Source organism: Thalassospira sp. CA1, assembly GCF_059052855.1.
The window spans coordinates 527,693-542,075 of the sequence record NZ_JBZCIA010000002.1; the positions used below are offsets into that span (position 1 = coordinate 527,693).

Genomic DNA, 14,383 nt, shown 5'->3' on the forward strand with positions numbered 1-14,383 from the left:
CAATATGTCCGATAACGCACTGTCTTCCTGCCGTGCTTTTGTTTTCGATGCCTATGGTACCCTGTTTGATGTCGGCTCTGCCGTCGCCAAATTGCGCGACAGCGTCGGCGACGAGGCAGACCGCCTTTCATCCCTCTGGCGACAAAAGCAACTTGAATATACCTGGCTGCGCAGTCTGATGGGGGACTTTGCCGATTTCTGGACTGTAACCGGTGATGCGCTCGATTATGCGCTTGATCAGATTGGCAAAAAGGATCCGGTTCTGCGCGCCAAGCTGATGGAAACCTATCTGTCGCTTGATACCTTCCCCGAAGTCGTCGAAACGCTGAAAACCCTGAAAAGTCAGGGCCACAAGCTTGCGATCCTGTCCAATGGTGCCAAGCATATGCTGATTTCGGCGGCCAAATCGTCGGGCATTCTGTCGCTGTTTGATCAGATCATCTGTGTCGATGATCTTAAAACCTACAAACCGCATCCGGATGTCTATCAGCTTGCCGTCGACAAGCTTGAAGTCGAAGCGGCCGAGATTTCGTTCCAGTCTTCAAACGGCTGGGATATTGCCGGGGCCGGGCATTTCGGGTTCCGCACCGCCTGGATCAATCGCGCGCACAGCCCGGCCGAACGCCTGTCGCATACCGCCGATGTGGTGCTGAACGGCCTTGATGAGTTGCTGCCACTGGTTGGCGAACCGCAAAAGGCATAATGCCCGGCAGGATCAATCATATCCAAACATGAAAAAGGCAGGCCCGAAACCGGTGCCTGCCTTTTTGGTTTCTCTGTCGGTTTTGCGCATGGCCGGACCCGCCACCTGTAAACCGCAACAGAAATCACTTAAGTGACTATTTGTTTTCTTTCTTCACGTTGGCAGCAACCACCTGCCCCGCTTGGATCACCGTCAGGCCGCCTTCGTCGGCAGCACTTTCGATGCGACGGCAGTGGCCTTCAATATGGGCACCCGGCTCGATGGAAAGGCTTTCGTGAAGAATGTCACCGATCATGCGGGCGGTATCGGAAAGGGAAACGTCCTTTGCCCGGACCTGACCGATAACAGTGCCGCAAATGCGGATTTTGTCGGCAACGATTTCGCCGCGGACTTCGCCGCTTTGACCGATTGTCAGGGTCCGTGTGCGAATATCGCCGTTGACCGACCCATCAACCTGAACATCGGATTCCGAAATCAGATCACCCGTCACACGAAGATCGGCATTGATGACCGACAGGCCACCCTTTTTCTCGGCCCCGTGTGAACCACTTTTATTCGTTGTTTGTGTCGTCTTGCTCGCTTTTGAAAACATAACGTCCCGCCTCAATAAATTTTACAGGATTGACCGGCTTATTATTGACCAGAACTTCATAATGCACATGGCTACCGGTACTGCGGCCCGTGCTTCCCATCAAGGCGATATGGTCCTGGTACTGCACTTCGTCGCCCTTCTTTACGAGGACCTTGTATAGGTGGCCATAACGGGTTCGAATACCGTTTCCGTGATCAACTTCGACCATCTTCCCGTATTTGCCACTCCATCCCGCATGCACCACTTTGCCCGGTGCGGTTGCAAGAATTGGTGTCTTGATCGGTCCGGCAAGATCAACACCGGAATGAAAAGCCCAGCGACCATTGATCGGGTCTTTTCGTTTACCGAACGAGCTCGATAGATAGTATTTCGCCGCCGGTTCCCCGATTGGCGTCTTCTTGATCCTGTCATGCAGGTTGGCAAGGTGATCCATGCGATCATTCAGCGCCAACGCCGTATTGACAAATTCCTCGTCCTGCGGATGTTCGGGCTCAAACGCCACGAACGGACCACCAACACCGGGCTGCTGCGGCTTCATCGGCGGCAGAACAAATGTTTCCGGCTGCAGGCCGGTCATTTCAAGCACATTCTCAAGCTCGAGAATGGTGGTATCTGCCGTCTGGGCCACCCGCTGCATGGCTTGCTGCTGGATCGAGTGCAAATCAGCAATACGCTGACGCGCTTCGCTCAGTTCACCCTGAAGCTTTTTCGACCGCTGCAAAGCCTGATCACGCTCACGCATCACACGCGACATGACGGTCTCAACCGTTTCCAATTCGTCGCGGAGCGCAAGGTTACGGTTGGTGATCCCGTCAATCTGGCCCTGCAACGCGTTCATCTGGTTATCCATCGACGTGCGAAGCGACGAAATCCGGACTTTCTCCTTCTCGCTATCAGCAAGTTTGGAGGTATAATCCTGTACCCGCGCCTGAAGCTGCAGGTTCTTTTCAGCCATCGACAACAGATTACGATGGGTATCTTCCATCTGGGATGTAATCTCGCCAAAACGGCGCTGACTTTCAGTAACCCGGGCGATCAGACGGTTGTACGACAGCTCGCTTCTGAAAAGCTGCTCTTCACGCATTGTAAGGCGCTGATCTAGGTACCAGCTATAACCTGTAACGCCGACCGTCCAGGTGATGGCTGCTGCCCCGAATGAGGCCAGTGCGACCTGCGCGTATTTTCCAAGCCGAAGCTGGTAAACGGAATCATTGGAGCGGATAAGCAACTGCCGATCCGGAAACCATTTATCCACCAACCGACGAATGCGTTCAAACGCCGACATATTCAGTGTCTAACCCCTAGTTGCCCGTATGCATGTCCGGTTACCCCGGTTATGCAGAGTTTCTTTGACCCCGCCTGAGACATTTTCGCCTTTTCTTTACGCTACCTGTAACTCGGCCTGCAAGCAAGCCCGTTAACACATCCTTAATCGCAAAATTTTCACCTTCTGCTCATATGCTGTGTTACCTATGGCCATCTTCCACATCATATGCGTTTGCTGAGAATGGCGTTTTCCCGATTTATGATTACCTTTGCCGCAACCTGGTTTTATAGCGGCAAAAGCCCGAAGGCACCCGGCACGGCCGGATCGTTTGCAGCCCTGCCCTTTGGCTGGTTGATCTGGGCCTATGGCGGGAACACGGCATTGATCATCGCCAGCATCGCCATTTTTGCCATCGGCATCTGGGTCGCCCATCTTTACAGCAACATGCTGGGCATCCATGACGCCGGCGAGATCGTCATTGACGAAGTGGTCGGTCAATGGATGTGTCTGCTTGTCGTGCCGCTTGGTGCGGTCTGGATGGATGCTGTTTGGCTGTTGATTGCCTTCTTGGCATTCCGCATATTTGACGTCATCAAGCCTTGGCCGATACGCTGGGTTGACCGGCGCGTGGGCGGCGGGTTTGGCATCATGTTTGATGATGTCCTGGCCGGCGTTTTTGCCATGATTGCGCTTGTCGGCGTTGTTCACCTGACAGGCTACCTGACCGGCTCCTGACGAGCACACCTGATGGACGGATGATCGTGATGATGAATGACCCTGATCTTCTAAATGCGGCAAGTGCCCTGATCGCGCGCTGCAAGGCCAAGGGCGAAATGATCGCCACGGCCGAATCCTGCACCGGCGGTCTGATCACCGGAACCCTGACCGGCGTTGATGGCAGCTCATCAGTGGTCGATTGCGGCTTTGTCACCTATTCGAACGAGGCCAAACACAGCCTGATTGGCGTTGGCAATGACTTGCTCGCCGAACATGGGGCTGTATCGGAACAGGTTGCGCGTGCCATGTGCGAAGGGGCGCTTGATCGTGCGCCCAATGCCACCATCGCCGTTTCTGTCACCGGCATTGCCGGTCCGGGCGGCGGTACGGAAACCAAACCGGTTGGGCTCGTTCATTTTGGCTGTGCGGCCAAGGGGCGTGAAACCATCACGACCCACACGGTCTTTCCGGGCGATCGCCATACCGTGCGCAAGGCAACAGTCCTTAAGGCCTTTGCCCTGATCGAAGAAATGCTGGATCGCAAGGACTAGGAATCAGGCCTGATTTTCCGATGTCGGCAAGTTCGGCTCGCCATACACTTCGCGCGCACGGGTTTCAAACGCCCCCACCATCATCTTGACGGCCTCGTTAAACACAACACCGATCATTTTCTGCAGAAGTGCTGATCGAAACTCGAAATCGACAAAGAAATCAAGCGACGTACCGCCGTCCTCGTCCTCTTCAAACACCCAGTGATTGTTGAGGTACTTGAACGGCCCCTGCAGATATTCAACATCGACCCGATCCGGGCGCTGCAGGGTGACTTTCGATGTGTATTTTTCGCGAAACATCTTAAAGCCGATCACAAGATCCGCCTTAAGCACATTGCCTTCACGCTTGCGCACCCGCGATGCGACACACCACGGAAGGAACTCCGAATAGGAATCGATATCCGCGACAAGATCAAAGAGTTGTTCCGGCGTATAGGGCAGTTTCCTGCGCTCTGCATGCGTCGGCACGCGATATCTCCCTTGATCGTCGTGGTCTGTGGCTAAACGGGTGAAAGGATTACTGCGCCGCCGTTACGGTCTGTTCCGCCTTGGCTTTGGTCGCATCCGCAGCCGCCAGCTTCTTCTCGCGCGCTTCACGAAGCTGCTCGAAATCGCGATCCGCGTGATAGCTCGACCGTGTTAGCGGCGTTGCCGACACCATCAAGAAGCCCTTGCCACGTGCCATCGATGCATATTCGTTGAATTCATCGGGTGTGACAAACTTGTGGACCGGCTCGTGCTTAAGTGTTGGCTGCAGATACTGGCCAATCGTCAGGAAGTCGACATCGGCCACACGCAGGTCATCCATCACCTGTGCCAGTTCCTTGCGCTCTTCCCCCAGACCAACCATCAGGCCGGATTTGGTAAAGATCGTCGGGTCAATCTGTTTGACGCGATCAAGAATACGCAGCGACTGGTAATAACGCGCCCCCGGACGGATATTGGTATAAAGCCGCGGCACGGTTTCAAGATTGTGGTTGAACACGTCCGGACGGGCCTTGGCAACGATTTCAACCGCACCCGGCTTGTCACGGAAGTCCGGGGTCAGGATTTCAATCGTGGTTTCCGGCGACTTGTGACGGATCGCCTCAATAACGCGGGCAAAGTGCGCTGCCCCGCCATCGGCCAGATCATCACGGTCAACAGACGTGATCACAACATGCTTAAGCTGCATGTCGGCAACCGCCATCGCCAGGTTTTCCGGCTCGAACGGATCAAGCGCGTTCGGCATACCGGTTTTGACGTTACAGAACGAACAGGCACGCGTGCAGGTATCGCCCATGATCATGAAGGATGCGTGTTTCTTCTGCCAGCACTCGCCGATATTCGGGCATGCGGCTTCTTCACACACGGTATGAAGGTTCAAACCACGCGCAAGGTCACGGGTTTCCTGATACCCCTTGGAGGTCGGAGCCTTGACCCTGATCCAGGACGGTTTGCGCCCCGATGGGCGATCTGGCCGTTTCTGTTTTTCCGGGTGACGAACGGGTTTCTGTTCGCTGGGCGCCGTCGACATAGAGTTACCTCCGAAGGATTGGACGGGCGGCAATTTGCCGCCACGCCGCGCATTTGTCAAACCGACATTCGTAAAAGGTGATCATACCGGGCATGTCCGCCCGGCACGACACAATATCTCAAGCTCTAGAAGTGGATCGCACGGCCATAGGCGTCAAGGACCGACTCATGCATCATTTCCGAAAGCGTCGGATGCGGGAAGACCGTATGCATCAGATCTTCCTCGGTCGTTTCAAGACCCATCGCAACCACAAAGCCCTGGATCAGCTCGGTCACTTCGGCACCAACCATGTGCGCGCCAAGCAATTCACCGGTCTTGGCATCAAACACGGTCTTGACCAGACCTTCGGCCTCGCCAAGGGCGACCGCCTTGCCATTGCCAATGAACGGGAACTTGCCGACCTTGACTTCATAACCGGCGTCTTTGGCCTTGGCTTCGGTCAGGCCAACACTTGCAACCTGCGGATGGCAATAGGTGCACCCCGGGATCTTGCGCGGATCAAGCGGATGAACGCCTTTGACACCGGCAATTTTTTCAATGCAGATGACACCTTCATGCTCGGCCTTGTGTGCCAGCATCGGCGGACCAGCAACGTCACCAATGGCATAGATGCCCGGTTCTGCAGTTGCCGAATACTCGTCGGTATCAATCACGTTGCGATCAACCTTGACCTTGGTGGTTTCAAGACCAAGGCCTTCGGTATTGCCGATCACACCAACGGCCGAAATCACGCGATCAACGGTCAATTCCTGTTTCTTGCCGTCCTTGGTTTCCACCGTGACAACAACGTTATCGGAATTGCGTTTCAGGTTCGCGACCTTGGCTTCGGTCAGGATCTTCATCCCGTCCTTGGTCATCATTTTCTGTGCCAGGCCTGCGACTTCCTTGTCTTCAACCGGCATGATCTGCGGCATGATTTCCACCACGGTCACATCCGCACCCATGGTGTGATAGAAGCTGGCAAACTCGATCCCGATGGCACCTGAACCCACCACAACAAGGCTTTTGGGCATCTTGTCAGGCGTCATCGCCTTTTTGTAATCCCAGACAACCTTGCCGTCGGCCTCAAGCCCCGGCAGTGAACGGGCGCGCGCACCGGTCGCGATGATATAATTCTTCGCGGTATAGGTGCCTTTGTCCTTGCCCTCGACCACGATCTTTTTCGGGCCGTCGAACTTGGCTTCACCGTTGATCACGGTCACCTTGTTCTTTTTCAGCAAATGACCAACACCACCGGCAAGCTGCTTGGATACACCGCGCGAACGCTGGATCACCGCATCCAGATCAAAGGACGGCTTTTCGCATGAAAGACCGTAATCCTTCGCGTGGTGCATGTTGCGATAAACTTCGGCCGAACGCAGCAGCGCCTTGGTCGGGATGCAGCCCCAGTTCAGGCAAATACCGCCAACATGTTCACGTTCGACAACAGCCGTTTTCAGGCCAAGCTGGGCCGCACGGATTGCGGTTACATAACCACCCGGGCCTGCGCCAATCACGATTACGTCGAAATTGTTATCCGCCATCGTAGGATCTCCTTCGCCTGCCCATTAATGGTTACAGGTCTTTTAAATTCAAATGCTTGCGGGGACTTGTTAAAGCCCCCGCGCAACTTTGGACCCTAGAGCAACATGCTCAGCGGATCTTCAATAAGCTTTTTGAATTCGGCCATGAATTCCGCACCGACTGCGCCATCGACCGCGCGATGGTCAACAGAAAGGGTGCAGGTCATGACAGTGGCGATTGCCAGTGCACCGTCCTTGACGACCGGGCGCTGTTCACCCGCACCAACTGCAAGGATGCAGCCCTGCGGCGGATTGATAATCGCCGAGAAGTCCTTGATGCCGAACATGCCCAGGTTGGAGACAGAGAAGGTCCCGCCCTGATAATCTTCCGGCTTCAGTTTGCCGTCACGTGCCTTGCCAGCCAGTGCCTTCATCTCGCTTGAGATTTCAGCAAGGCCTTTCGAACCGGCATCACGAACAACCGGCGTGATCAGGCCACCTTCGATGGCAACCGCCACCGAGATATCCTGTTTCTTGCACTGCAGGGTCGCCTTGTCGGTCCAGATGGAGTTCGCAGCCGGAACCTTTTTCAGCGCCAGCGAAACCGCACGGATGACGAAGTCATTGACCGAAATCTTGACACCCTCGCCCGCCTTTTCATTCAGCTGCTTGCGGGTTGCCAACAGATTGTCGAGTTCGCAATCCACCGTCAGGTAGAAGTGCGGAACCAGCTGCTTGGATTCGGTCAGACGACGCGCGATGGTTTTGCGCATGCCGCTGTTCGGAATTTCTTCGTATTCCGGCAGACCGGTAAGATCCGGGTTCCAGCCAGATGCGGCAGGTGCACTTGCTGCTGCCGGTGCATCTGCCGACTTCTTGTCTTCGGATGCGGCAGATTTTTCGGCCGGTTTCGACGACAGAGCCGCTTCGATGTCGCGTTTCACGATACGACCACGCGGGCCCGAACCGGAAACATCGGAAAGCTCGACACCTTCGTTGGCAGCAATTCGCCGCGCAAGCGGGCTTGCCTTGATGCGCTTGCCACCGGAAACCGGGGCAGCCGGTGCCGGCTTGTCATCACCAGAAGCCGATTTTTCGGCTGCTGCTGGTGCTTTTTCCTCTTTGGCGTCGTCCTTGGCCGGCGCACTTTCGCCGCCGCCTGACGTGCTGGCAGCAGACGTGTCCGCACCTTCAAGCGCGCTTTCGTCTTCGTCTTCTTCAAGCAGCAGCGCGATAACTTCGTTTACCGCAACGTTTTCGCTGCCTTCAGAAACAAGGATTTTACCGATCTTGCCTTCGTCTACGGCTTCGACTTCCATTGTGGCTTTGTCGGTTTCGATTTCGGCGATGACGTCACCCGATTCAACGGTGTCGCCTTCCTTGACGTGCCATTTCGCCAAGGTGCCTTCGGTCATGGTCGGCGACAAGGCCGGCATCAATACTTTTACAGGCATGAACGCATTCTCCCGGTAACGGGGCGGCGCGGTATAACCCGCGACCAGCCCCTGTCCGTCTTACTTAGCGATAGCAAACGGCCTTGGCCGCGGCGACGATGTGGCTGTCCTGCGGAAGCGCAAGCGCCTCCAGGTTGGCAGCATACGGCATCGGAACGTCTTCGCCGGTTACACGGGCAACCGGTGCATCGAGGTAATCAAATGCATGTTCCATCGCAACAGACGCGATTTCCGCACCAATACCCGAGAAGTGCCAGCCTTCCTCAACAGTCACCAGACGGTTGGTCTTCATGACCGAACGCACGATGGTGTTAACATCCAGCGGACGGATGGTGCGCAGGTTGATGACCTCTGCCGAGATGCCCTGCTCAGCCAGTTGCTCGGCCGCCTTAAGCGCCTTGCCCACCATGATCGAGAAAGCAACGATGGTGACATCGGTCCCTTCGCGTTCGATCTTGGCCTGACCAATCGGCAGGACGAAATCATCATCATCAGGCACTTCAAAGCTCTGACCGTACATGATTTCGTTTTCAAGGAAGACAATCGGGTTCGGGTCGCGAATAGCCGCCTTCAGAAGGCCTTTGGCGTCTGCGGCCGACCACGGTGCAACAACCTTGAGACCCGGGCAATGTGCATACCAGGATGCATAGCACTGCGAGTGCTGGGCACCGACGCGCGATGCGGCACCGTTCGGGCCACGGAACACGATCGGGCAACCAAGCTGGCCACCAGACATGTACAGCGTCTTCGCAGCAGAGTTGATGATCTGGTCAATCGCCTGCATTGCGAAGTTAAAGGTCATGAATTCCAGAACCGGCTTAAGGCCCATAAAGGCCGAGCCGGTTGCAAGGCCGGTGAAACCGTGCTCGGTGATCGGAGTATCGATCACGCGCTTGTCACCGAATTCATCCAAAAGACCCTGGGTAACCTTGTAGGCACCCTGATACTGCGCAACTTCTTCACCCATGACGAAGACGTTTTCGTCAGAACGCATTTCTTCGGCCATTGCATCGCGCAGGGCTTCACGAACGGTCTGGGTTTTAAAGCTGGTATAGGTCTTTTCGTCCTGGGTCGCGTTCATCACGCTCATTGCGCGCGGCTCGGCGTCAGAACGTTCAATCGCACCACTGGCAGAAACCGGTGCGGCATTCGAAGATGCCGATGCCGGTGCTTTGTCAGATGATTCTTCCTTGGAAGATTCTTCTTCTTTTGCCGGTGCGGCGTCTTTCTTGGGTTCAGAGGACGCAGAAACGTTATCAAGTGCTGACGCGTCTTCGTCTTCTTCAAGGATATAGGCAATCACCTGATTGACCGCGACATTCTCGGTACCGGCTTCGATAACGAGCTTACCAATGGTGCCCTCGTCTACGGCCTCGACTTCCATCGTGGCTTTGTCGGTTTCGATTTCTGCGATCACGTCACCGGATGCGACAGTGTCGCCTTCCTTGACGTTCCATTTGGCAAGTGTGCCTTCGGTCATGGTCGGCGACAGGGCCGGCATCAAAACTTCAATCGGCATTGTTCCCTCTCTCCCGGGAAATATCGTTCAAAAGCGGTTCGCAGAGCTTGCGATCACGCGTCGATCAGAATGTCGGTAAACAGTTCGGAAACATCCGGTTCCGGGCTGTTCTGCGCGAACTCGGCCGCTTTTGCGACTTCGGCTTTAACTTCCTTGTCGATGTCTTTCAGACCGGCTTCATCAATGATGTCGCCGTCGATCAGGAGTTTTTTGACCATATCAATCGGATCGTGCTCTTTACGCATTTTGTCGAGCTCGTCCTTGGTACGGTATTTCGCCGGGTCGGACATGGAATGCCCGCGATAACGATAGGTTTTCAGCTCGAGGATATAAGGCCCCTTACCTGAACGGCAATGTTCCACAGCACGCTCACCAGCAGCCTTGACCGCCAGAACGTCCATGCCATCAACCTGCTCACCGGGAATGCCATAGGCCTTGCCGCGTTCATACAGATCCGGGCTCGACGAGTGACGCTGGGTCGAGGTGCCCATCGCATACTGGTTGTTCTCGATGCAGTAAATCACCGGAAGCTGCCAAAGGGCTGCCATGTTGAATGCTTCATAGACCTGGCCCTGGTTGACGGCACCGTCACCCAGATAGGTCATGCAAACCTTGTTTTCGCCACGGTATTTGTAGCTAAAGGCAATACCCGTTCCGAGCGGAACCTGCGCACCCACGATACCATGACCACCATAGAAATTCTTTTCCTTGGAGAACATGTGCATCGAGCCGCCTTTACCGCGGGAATACCCGCCTTCACGGCCCGTCAGTTCGGCCATCACACCGGCGGCATCCATGCCGGTTGCAAGCATATGACCGTGATCGCGATAACTGGTGATAACACCATCTTCGTTCGATGCGGCGGCCTGCATGCCGACAACAACGGCTTCTTGCCCGATATAAAGGTGGCAGAAACCGCCAATGAGACCCATGCCATACAGCTGACCGGCTTTTTCTTCAAAGCGACGGATCAGAAGCATTTCACGGTAATATTTGAGGAGATCGTCACTGCTCGCCTGATTGTCGGCGCGCGTCGTGCCGCGTTTGCGTTTTGGTGTGGTCGCCATGTTTCCTCCCGGTGGATGGCTATCGCTTAAGCATCATGTATGAGTGCTTAATTCGGTACTGGACCACCGAAATGACTACCGAAAACAGACCACAAGGGCAAGCAATCTAACCTCGATTAAACTGTTGTTTTGCAACGCACAATCACAAATAAACCCGATTTCAGTTAATCTTTGAGTTTACGCGTTTTTACAGAGTTGCAGGATTTTCAGCACCTTGGACGCCTGCTTTAAAACTCGTTCATTCCCCTGCGTCACAAATGCTATGCTTTCGCGGGGATAATACCGCATAGCAGCGCAAAACGGAAAACAACCGAAAGAATGCATTGTATATCAATGACCTCTACTTGGTTTGGCAAAATAGCGCCCTAAACCAGAAGTCAGTTTAAACAACGACTTACCCGTTTGCGATTATTGCTGAACACAATTCACAACCCAAAATTTCTGTCAAACTGTGATCTGGTCAACAGTACAGAGCCATTTTACGCAGAGAAATGCGATTGTGCTGTCAGCGGATTCTCTCGCACCACATCCCCTGCCCACTCAAAGCAGGCATCAGGCATCAGGCTCAGTTGGCGTCGGCAGCCGCAGCCGTGATGACATCGCTATAGCCATCATGGTGGAAGATGATCACATCGTCGGGATGGGCGGCATTCAGCATCGCACGCGCCCGCTCATCAAGCAGATCCGGATCAAGGTGGCTGGCACGCAGCGAAAGCACATGCTGTTCAAGCAATTTGCGGCGCTCGGTCGTTTCTTCAAGAACCTGGGTGATCTGGCTGACGCGGTCTTGCATCGACCAGTAATTCAAAAGCCCGCGTTCGCCTTCGACACTGTGAAAGATGAAATACGCCATCACGGTAAATGCGATTACCGGTGCGACAGCCTGTTTCAGGCGAAGAATGACCGGTGAACTGGACGACATTTACCTTATGCCCCTTGCACATCTGTGCGACGTGATGACCAAATATATTGTTCCGGCCGCATAACGTAAAAACCACATACGTTATTTCGCTTGTCTGACAATGATTTACCATCGGACAAGTCGGGAAAACCGGCAAGATTACCCGTAACCATGCGCATATTCGGGTAAAAATAGAGTTAAGCAATCAGCGCAAAGCTGCGCGATTACGCTCAATTCACTAATCCTGATATTCGAATTTATCACCTGGCGCCCATACAAAACAGGCCGCCTCCGGATCGGGAAGCGGCCTGTTACGCAGTCGAAATATCAGCAGCCCTTACTTCAGGATCGAACGACCCGGGAAGTGTGCGCCGGCATCAAGGAGTTCCTCGATGCGGATCAGCTGATTGTATTTTGCCATACGGTCAGAACGCGACAGTGAACCGGTTTTGATCTGACCACAGTTGGTGGCAACCGCCAGATCGGCAATGGTCGCATCTTCAGTTTCGCCCGAACGATGCGACATCACAGCGGTGTAACCCGCACGGTGTGCCATCTCGACGGCTTCCAGCGTCTCCGAAAGCGTGCCGATCTGGTTGACCTTGACCAGGATCGAGTTGGCCACGCCCTTTTTGATGCCATCTGCCAGACGTTTCGGGTTGGTGACAAACAGGTCATCACCGACAAGCTGGGTCTTGGCACCGATGGCAGCCGTCAGTTCTGCCCAACCATCCCAATCGTCTTCGGCCATGCCGTCTTCGATGGAGAAGATCGGGTATTTGCCCACAAGGTCGGCCCAGTATTTGACCATCTGGCTCGGATCAAGCGACTTGCCCTCGCCGGCCAGAACGTATTTGCCGTCCTTGAAGAACTCGGTCGATGCCGCGTCAAGGGCCAGCACAACGTCTTCTTCCGGGCGATAGCCAGCAGCCTCGATCGACTTCATAACATAGCTGATCGCAGCCTCGGTCGATGCGATGTTCGGCGCAAAGCCGCCCTCGTCACCAACGTTGGTGTTCAGACCATCTGCCGACAGAGCCTTTTTCAGGTTGTGGAAGATTTCCGCACCCATGCGGATCGCGTCCGAGCAGGTCTCGGCCGAAACCGGCATGATCATGAATTCCTGAACGTCGATCGGGTTATCGGCATGCTCGCCGCCATTGATGATGTTCATCATCGGCACCGGCAAAGTGCGGGCAAACGACCCACCGACATAACGATAAAGCGGAAGCCCCGCATCTTCGGCGGCTGCCTTGGCAGTCGCCAGCGAAACGCCCAGAATGGCGTTTGCGCCCAGACGGCCTTTGTTTTCGGTGCCATCAAGGTCGATCATGACATTGTCAACGGCAAGCTGGTCTTCGGCATCCATGCCTGCCAGCGCTTCAAAGATTTCACCATTTACGGATGCAACCGCCTTGGTCACACCTTTGCCAAGGTAACGGTCTTCCTTGTCGCGCAGTTCGACGGCTTCGTGTGCACCGGTGGATGCGCCCGAAGGAACGGCAGCACGACCAAAGGCGCCATTTTCCAGGGTGACATCAACTTCGACCGTCGGGTTACCACGGCTGTCAAGGATTTCGCGGCCGCGAATATCGATAATAGCGGTCATGACAGAAACGTTCTCCTCACTGGTAGGAACATACCTGACCATCAGGCATGCAGGTTACAGCAAAAAAGAATGCCGCCAATCACGTGCTGGCGGCATTTGTTATTTACGCGTCAAACATATCCAGACGAACCGGATTGGCTTTTGCCACCTTGTCCAGTTCCATCAGAACCGAAAGAACTTCGGGAAGCTTGTTCAACGGGATCTGGTTCGGGCCATCGGAAATGGCCGTCGCCGGGTTATCGTGGGTTTCGATAAACAGTGCTGCGATACCAACCGCAACCGCCGCACGGGCGAGAACTGGCGCGAATTCGCGCTGGCCACCTGACGAGGTGCCCTGTCCGCCCGGCTGCTGAACCGAATGGGTGGCATCGAAGACAACCGGATAGCCCTGACGGGCCATGGTGGGAAGTCCACGGAAGTCCGTGACAAGCGTGTTATAGCCAAAGCTGGTCCCACGGTCACAGAGCATGATGTTTTCATTGCCGGTCGCAGCCAGGTTATTGGCCACATTGACCATGTCCCAAGGGGCCAGGAACTGACCCTTTTTGACATTAACCGCGCGGCCCGTTTTGCCAGCCGCCTGCAACAGATCGGCCTGACGACACAGGAATGCCGGGATCTGCAGGATATCGGCAACCTCGGCCACCGCCGCACACTGATCAGGCAAATGCACGTCGGTCACAATCGGAAGCCCGGTGACTTCCTTGACCTCGGCCAGGATATCGAGACCTTCCTTAAGGCCGACACCGCGTTTGGACGTGGTGCTGGTCCGGTTGGCTTTGTCGAACGAGCTTTTATAAACAAGCCCGATGCCAAGCCCTTCGGACAATTCCTTAAGGGCTGTGGCCATCTCGAGCGCGTGCTGACGGCTTTCGATCGCGCACGGGCCTGCCAGAACGGCAAACGGCTTGTCGTTGGCGATTTCGATATTGCCGACTTTGACGGTTTTAATTTCGGTCATTGCACTGACTTTCTGTCGATCACT

General features: G+C 55.0%; 14 protein-coding genes. 3 read left to right on the forward strand and 11 right to left on the reverse strand.

What is annotated here, in order from left to right:
* Nucleotides 1-4 precede the first annotated feature (4 nt).
* Nucleotides 5-703, forward strand: a complete 699-nt coding sequence (locus AC5Q5A_RS06590) for a haloacid dehalogenase type II (RefSeq protein WP_493894736.1) — start codon at nucleotides 5-7, stop codon at nucleotides 701-703.
* A 136-nt stretch (nucleotides 704-839) separates the two neighbouring features.
* Here the strand turns inward: AC5Q5A_RS06590 and AC5Q5A_RS06595 are convergent, their stop codons facing one another.
* Nucleotides 840-1,295 (reverse strand): bactofilin family protein, encoded by a 456-nt coding sequence (locus AC5Q5A_RS06595; RefSeq protein WP_008891162.1) that lies wholly within the window; start codon nucleotides 1,293-1,295, stop codon nucleotides 840-842.
* Nucleotides 1,255-2,580: a M23 family metallopeptidase gene (locus AC5Q5A_RS06600; RefSeq protein WP_008891163.1), complete on the reverse strand. Its 1,326-nt coding sequence runs from the start codon at nucleotides 2,578-2,580 to the stop codon at nucleotides 1,255-1,257. Before AC5Q5A_RS06600 ends, AC5Q5A_RS06595 begins: the two co-directional genes overlap by 41 nt.
* Nucleotides 2,581-2,802: 222 nt before the next feature.
* On the opposite strand from AC5Q5A_RS06600, the gene AC5Q5A_RS06605 reads away from it, so the two are divergent.
* On the forward strand, nucleotides 2,803-3,297 hold the full coding sequence (locus AC5Q5A_RS06605; protein ID WP_493894737.1) for a phosphatidylglycerophosphatase A family protein: 495 nt from the start codon (nucleotides 2,803-2,805) through the stop codon (nucleotides 3,295-3,297).
* 32 nt (nucleotides 3,298-3,329) lie between these two features.
* Nucleotides 3,330-3,830 carry a CinA family protein gene (locus tag AC5Q5A_RS06610; RefSeq protein ID WP_493894769.1) on the forward strand — a complete coding sequence of 167 codons (501 nt, stop codon included), beginning with the start codon at nucleotides 3,330-3,332 and terminating at the stop codon, nucleotides 3,828-3,830.
* Between the two features lie 3 nt (nucleotides 3,831-3,833).
* On the opposite strand, the gene AC5Q5A_RS06615 is transcribed toward AC5Q5A_RS06610, so the two are convergent.
* The 9 genes from AC5Q5A_RS06615 to kdsA all read right to left on the reverse strand — a co-directional run bounded on the left by AC5Q5A_RS06615 (nucleotide 3,834) and on the right by kdsA (nucleotide 14,359).
* On the reverse strand, nucleotides 3,834-4,298 hold the full coding sequence (locus AC5Q5A_RS06615) for a type II toxin-antitoxin system RatA family toxin (protein WP_008891166.1): 465 nt from the start codon (nucleotides 4,296-4,298) through the stop codon (nucleotides 3,834-3,836).
* Between the two features lie 49 nt (nucleotides 4,299-4,347).
* Complete coding sequence (gene lipA / locus AC5Q5A_RS06620) at nucleotides 4,348-5,346, reverse strand: lipoyl synthase (RefSeq protein ID WP_493894738.1); 999 nt, start codon at nucleotides 5,344-5,346, stop codon at nucleotides 4,348-4,350.
* A gap of 125 nt (nucleotides 5,347-5,471) precedes the next feature.
* On the reverse strand, nucleotides 5,472-6,869 hold the full coding sequence (gene lpdA, locus AC5Q5A_RS06625) for a dihydrolipoyl dehydrogenase (protein WP_008891168.1): 1,398 nt from the start codon (nucleotides 6,867-6,869) through the stop codon (nucleotides 5,472-5,474).
* Nucleotides 6,870-6,964: 95 nt separating this feature from the next.
* On the reverse strand, nucleotides 6,965-8,302 hold the full coding sequence (locus tag AC5Q5A_RS06630) for a pyruvate dehydrogenase complex dihydrolipoamide acetyltransferase (RefSeq protein ID WP_493894739.1): 1,338 nt from the start codon (nucleotides 8,300-8,302) through the stop codon (nucleotides 6,965-6,967).
* Between the two features lie 64 nt (nucleotides 8,303-8,366).
* Nucleotides 8,367-9,821 (reverse strand): pyruvate dehydrogenase complex E1 component subunit beta, encoded by a 1,455-nt coding sequence (locus AC5Q5A_RS06635; RefSeq protein WP_493894740.1) that lies wholly within the window; start codon nucleotides 9,819-9,821, stop codon nucleotides 8,367-8,369.
* 53 nt (nucleotides 9,822-9,874) lie between these two features.
* Nucleotides 9,875-10,888 (reverse strand): pyruvate dehydrogenase (acetyl-transferring) E1 component subunit alpha, encoded by a 1,014-nt coding sequence (gene pdhA / locus AC5Q5A_RS06640; protein WP_008891171.1) that lies wholly within the window; start codon nucleotides 10,886-10,888, stop codon nucleotides 9,875-9,877.
* A gap of 565 nt (nucleotides 10,889-11,453) precedes the next feature.
* Nucleotides 11,454-11,810, reverse strand: coding sequence for an FtsB family cell division protein (locus AC5Q5A_RS06645; protein ID WP_120226001.1), 357 nt, complete (start codon nucleotides 11,808-11,810; stop codon nucleotides 11,454-11,456).
* Between the two features lie 316 nt (nucleotides 11,811-12,126).
* Nucleotides 12,127-13,398: a phosphopyruvate hydratase gene (gene eno / locus AC5Q5A_RS06650; RefSeq protein ID WP_008891173.1), complete on the reverse strand. Its 1,272-nt coding sequence runs from the start codon at nucleotides 13,396-13,398 to the stop codon at nucleotides 12,127-12,129.
* Between the two features lie 103 nt (nucleotides 13,399-13,501).
* A complete protein-coding gene (kdsA, locus tag AC5Q5A_RS06655; RefSeq protein ID WP_008891174.1) occupies nucleotides 13,502-14,359 on the reverse strand; it encodes a 3-deoxy-8-phosphooctulonate synthase in 858 nt (285 codons plus the stop codon).
* Between the last annotated feature and the right edge of the window lie 24 nt (nucleotides 14,360-14,383).

What these genes read in the sequence shown, in the direction of transcription:
- AC5Q5A_RS06610 (WP_493894769.1), top strand. Translation starts at nt 3,330, where the DNA reads ATGAATGACCCTGATCTTCTAAATGCGGCAAGTGCCCTGATCGCGCGC.
- AC5Q5A_RS06605 (WP_493894737.1), top strand. Translation starts at nt 2,803, where the DNA reads ATGGCGTTTTCCCGATTTATGATTACCTTTGCCGCAACCTGGTTTTAT.
- AC5Q5A_RS06590 (WP_493894736.1), top strand. Translation starts at nt 5, where the DNA reads ATGTCCGATAACGCACTGTCTTCCTGCCGTGCTTTTGTTTTCGATGCC.
- AC5Q5A_RS06600 (WP_008891163.1), bottom strand. Translation starts at nt 2,580, where the DNA reads ATGTCGGCGTTTGAACGCATTCGTCGGTTGGTGGATAAATGGTTTCCG.
- eno (WP_008891173.1), bottom strand. Translation starts at nt 13,398, where the DNA reads ATGACCGCTATTATCGATATTCGCGGCCGCGAAATCCTTGACAGCCGT.
- pdhA (WP_008891171.1), bottom strand. Translation starts at nt 10,888, where the DNA reads ATGGCGACCACACCAAAACGCAAACGCGGCACGACGCGCGCCGACAAT.
- lipA (WP_493894738.1), bottom strand. Translation starts at nt 5,346, where the DNA reads ATGTCGACGGCGCCCAGCGAACAGAAACCCGTTCGTCACCCGGAAAAA.
- AC5Q5A_RS06595 (WP_008891162.1), bottom strand. Translation starts at nt 1,295, where the DNA reads ATGTTTTCAAAAGCGAGCAAGACGACACAAACAACGAATAAAAGTGGT.
- lpdA (WP_008891168.1), bottom strand. Translation starts at nt 6,869, where the DNA reads ATGGCGGATAACAATTTCGACGTAATCGTGATTGGCGCAGGCCCGGGT.
- AC5Q5A_RS06645 (WP_120226001.1), bottom strand. Translation starts at nt 11,810, where the DNA reads ATGTCGTCCAGTTCACCGGTCATTCTTCGCCTGAAACAGGCTGTCGCA.
- AC5Q5A_RS06635 (WP_493894740.1), bottom strand. Translation starts at nt 9,821, where the DNA reads ATGCCGATTGAAGTTTTGATGCCGGCCCTGTCGCCGACCATGACCGAA.
- kdsA (WP_008891174.1), bottom strand. Translation starts at nt 14,359, where the DNA reads ATGACCGAAATTAAAACCGTCAAAGTCGGCAATATCGAAATCGCCAAC.
- AC5Q5A_RS06630 (WP_493894739.1), bottom strand. Translation starts at nt 8,302, where the DNA reads ATGCCTGTAAAAGTATTGATGCCGGCCTTGTCGCCGACCATGACCGAA.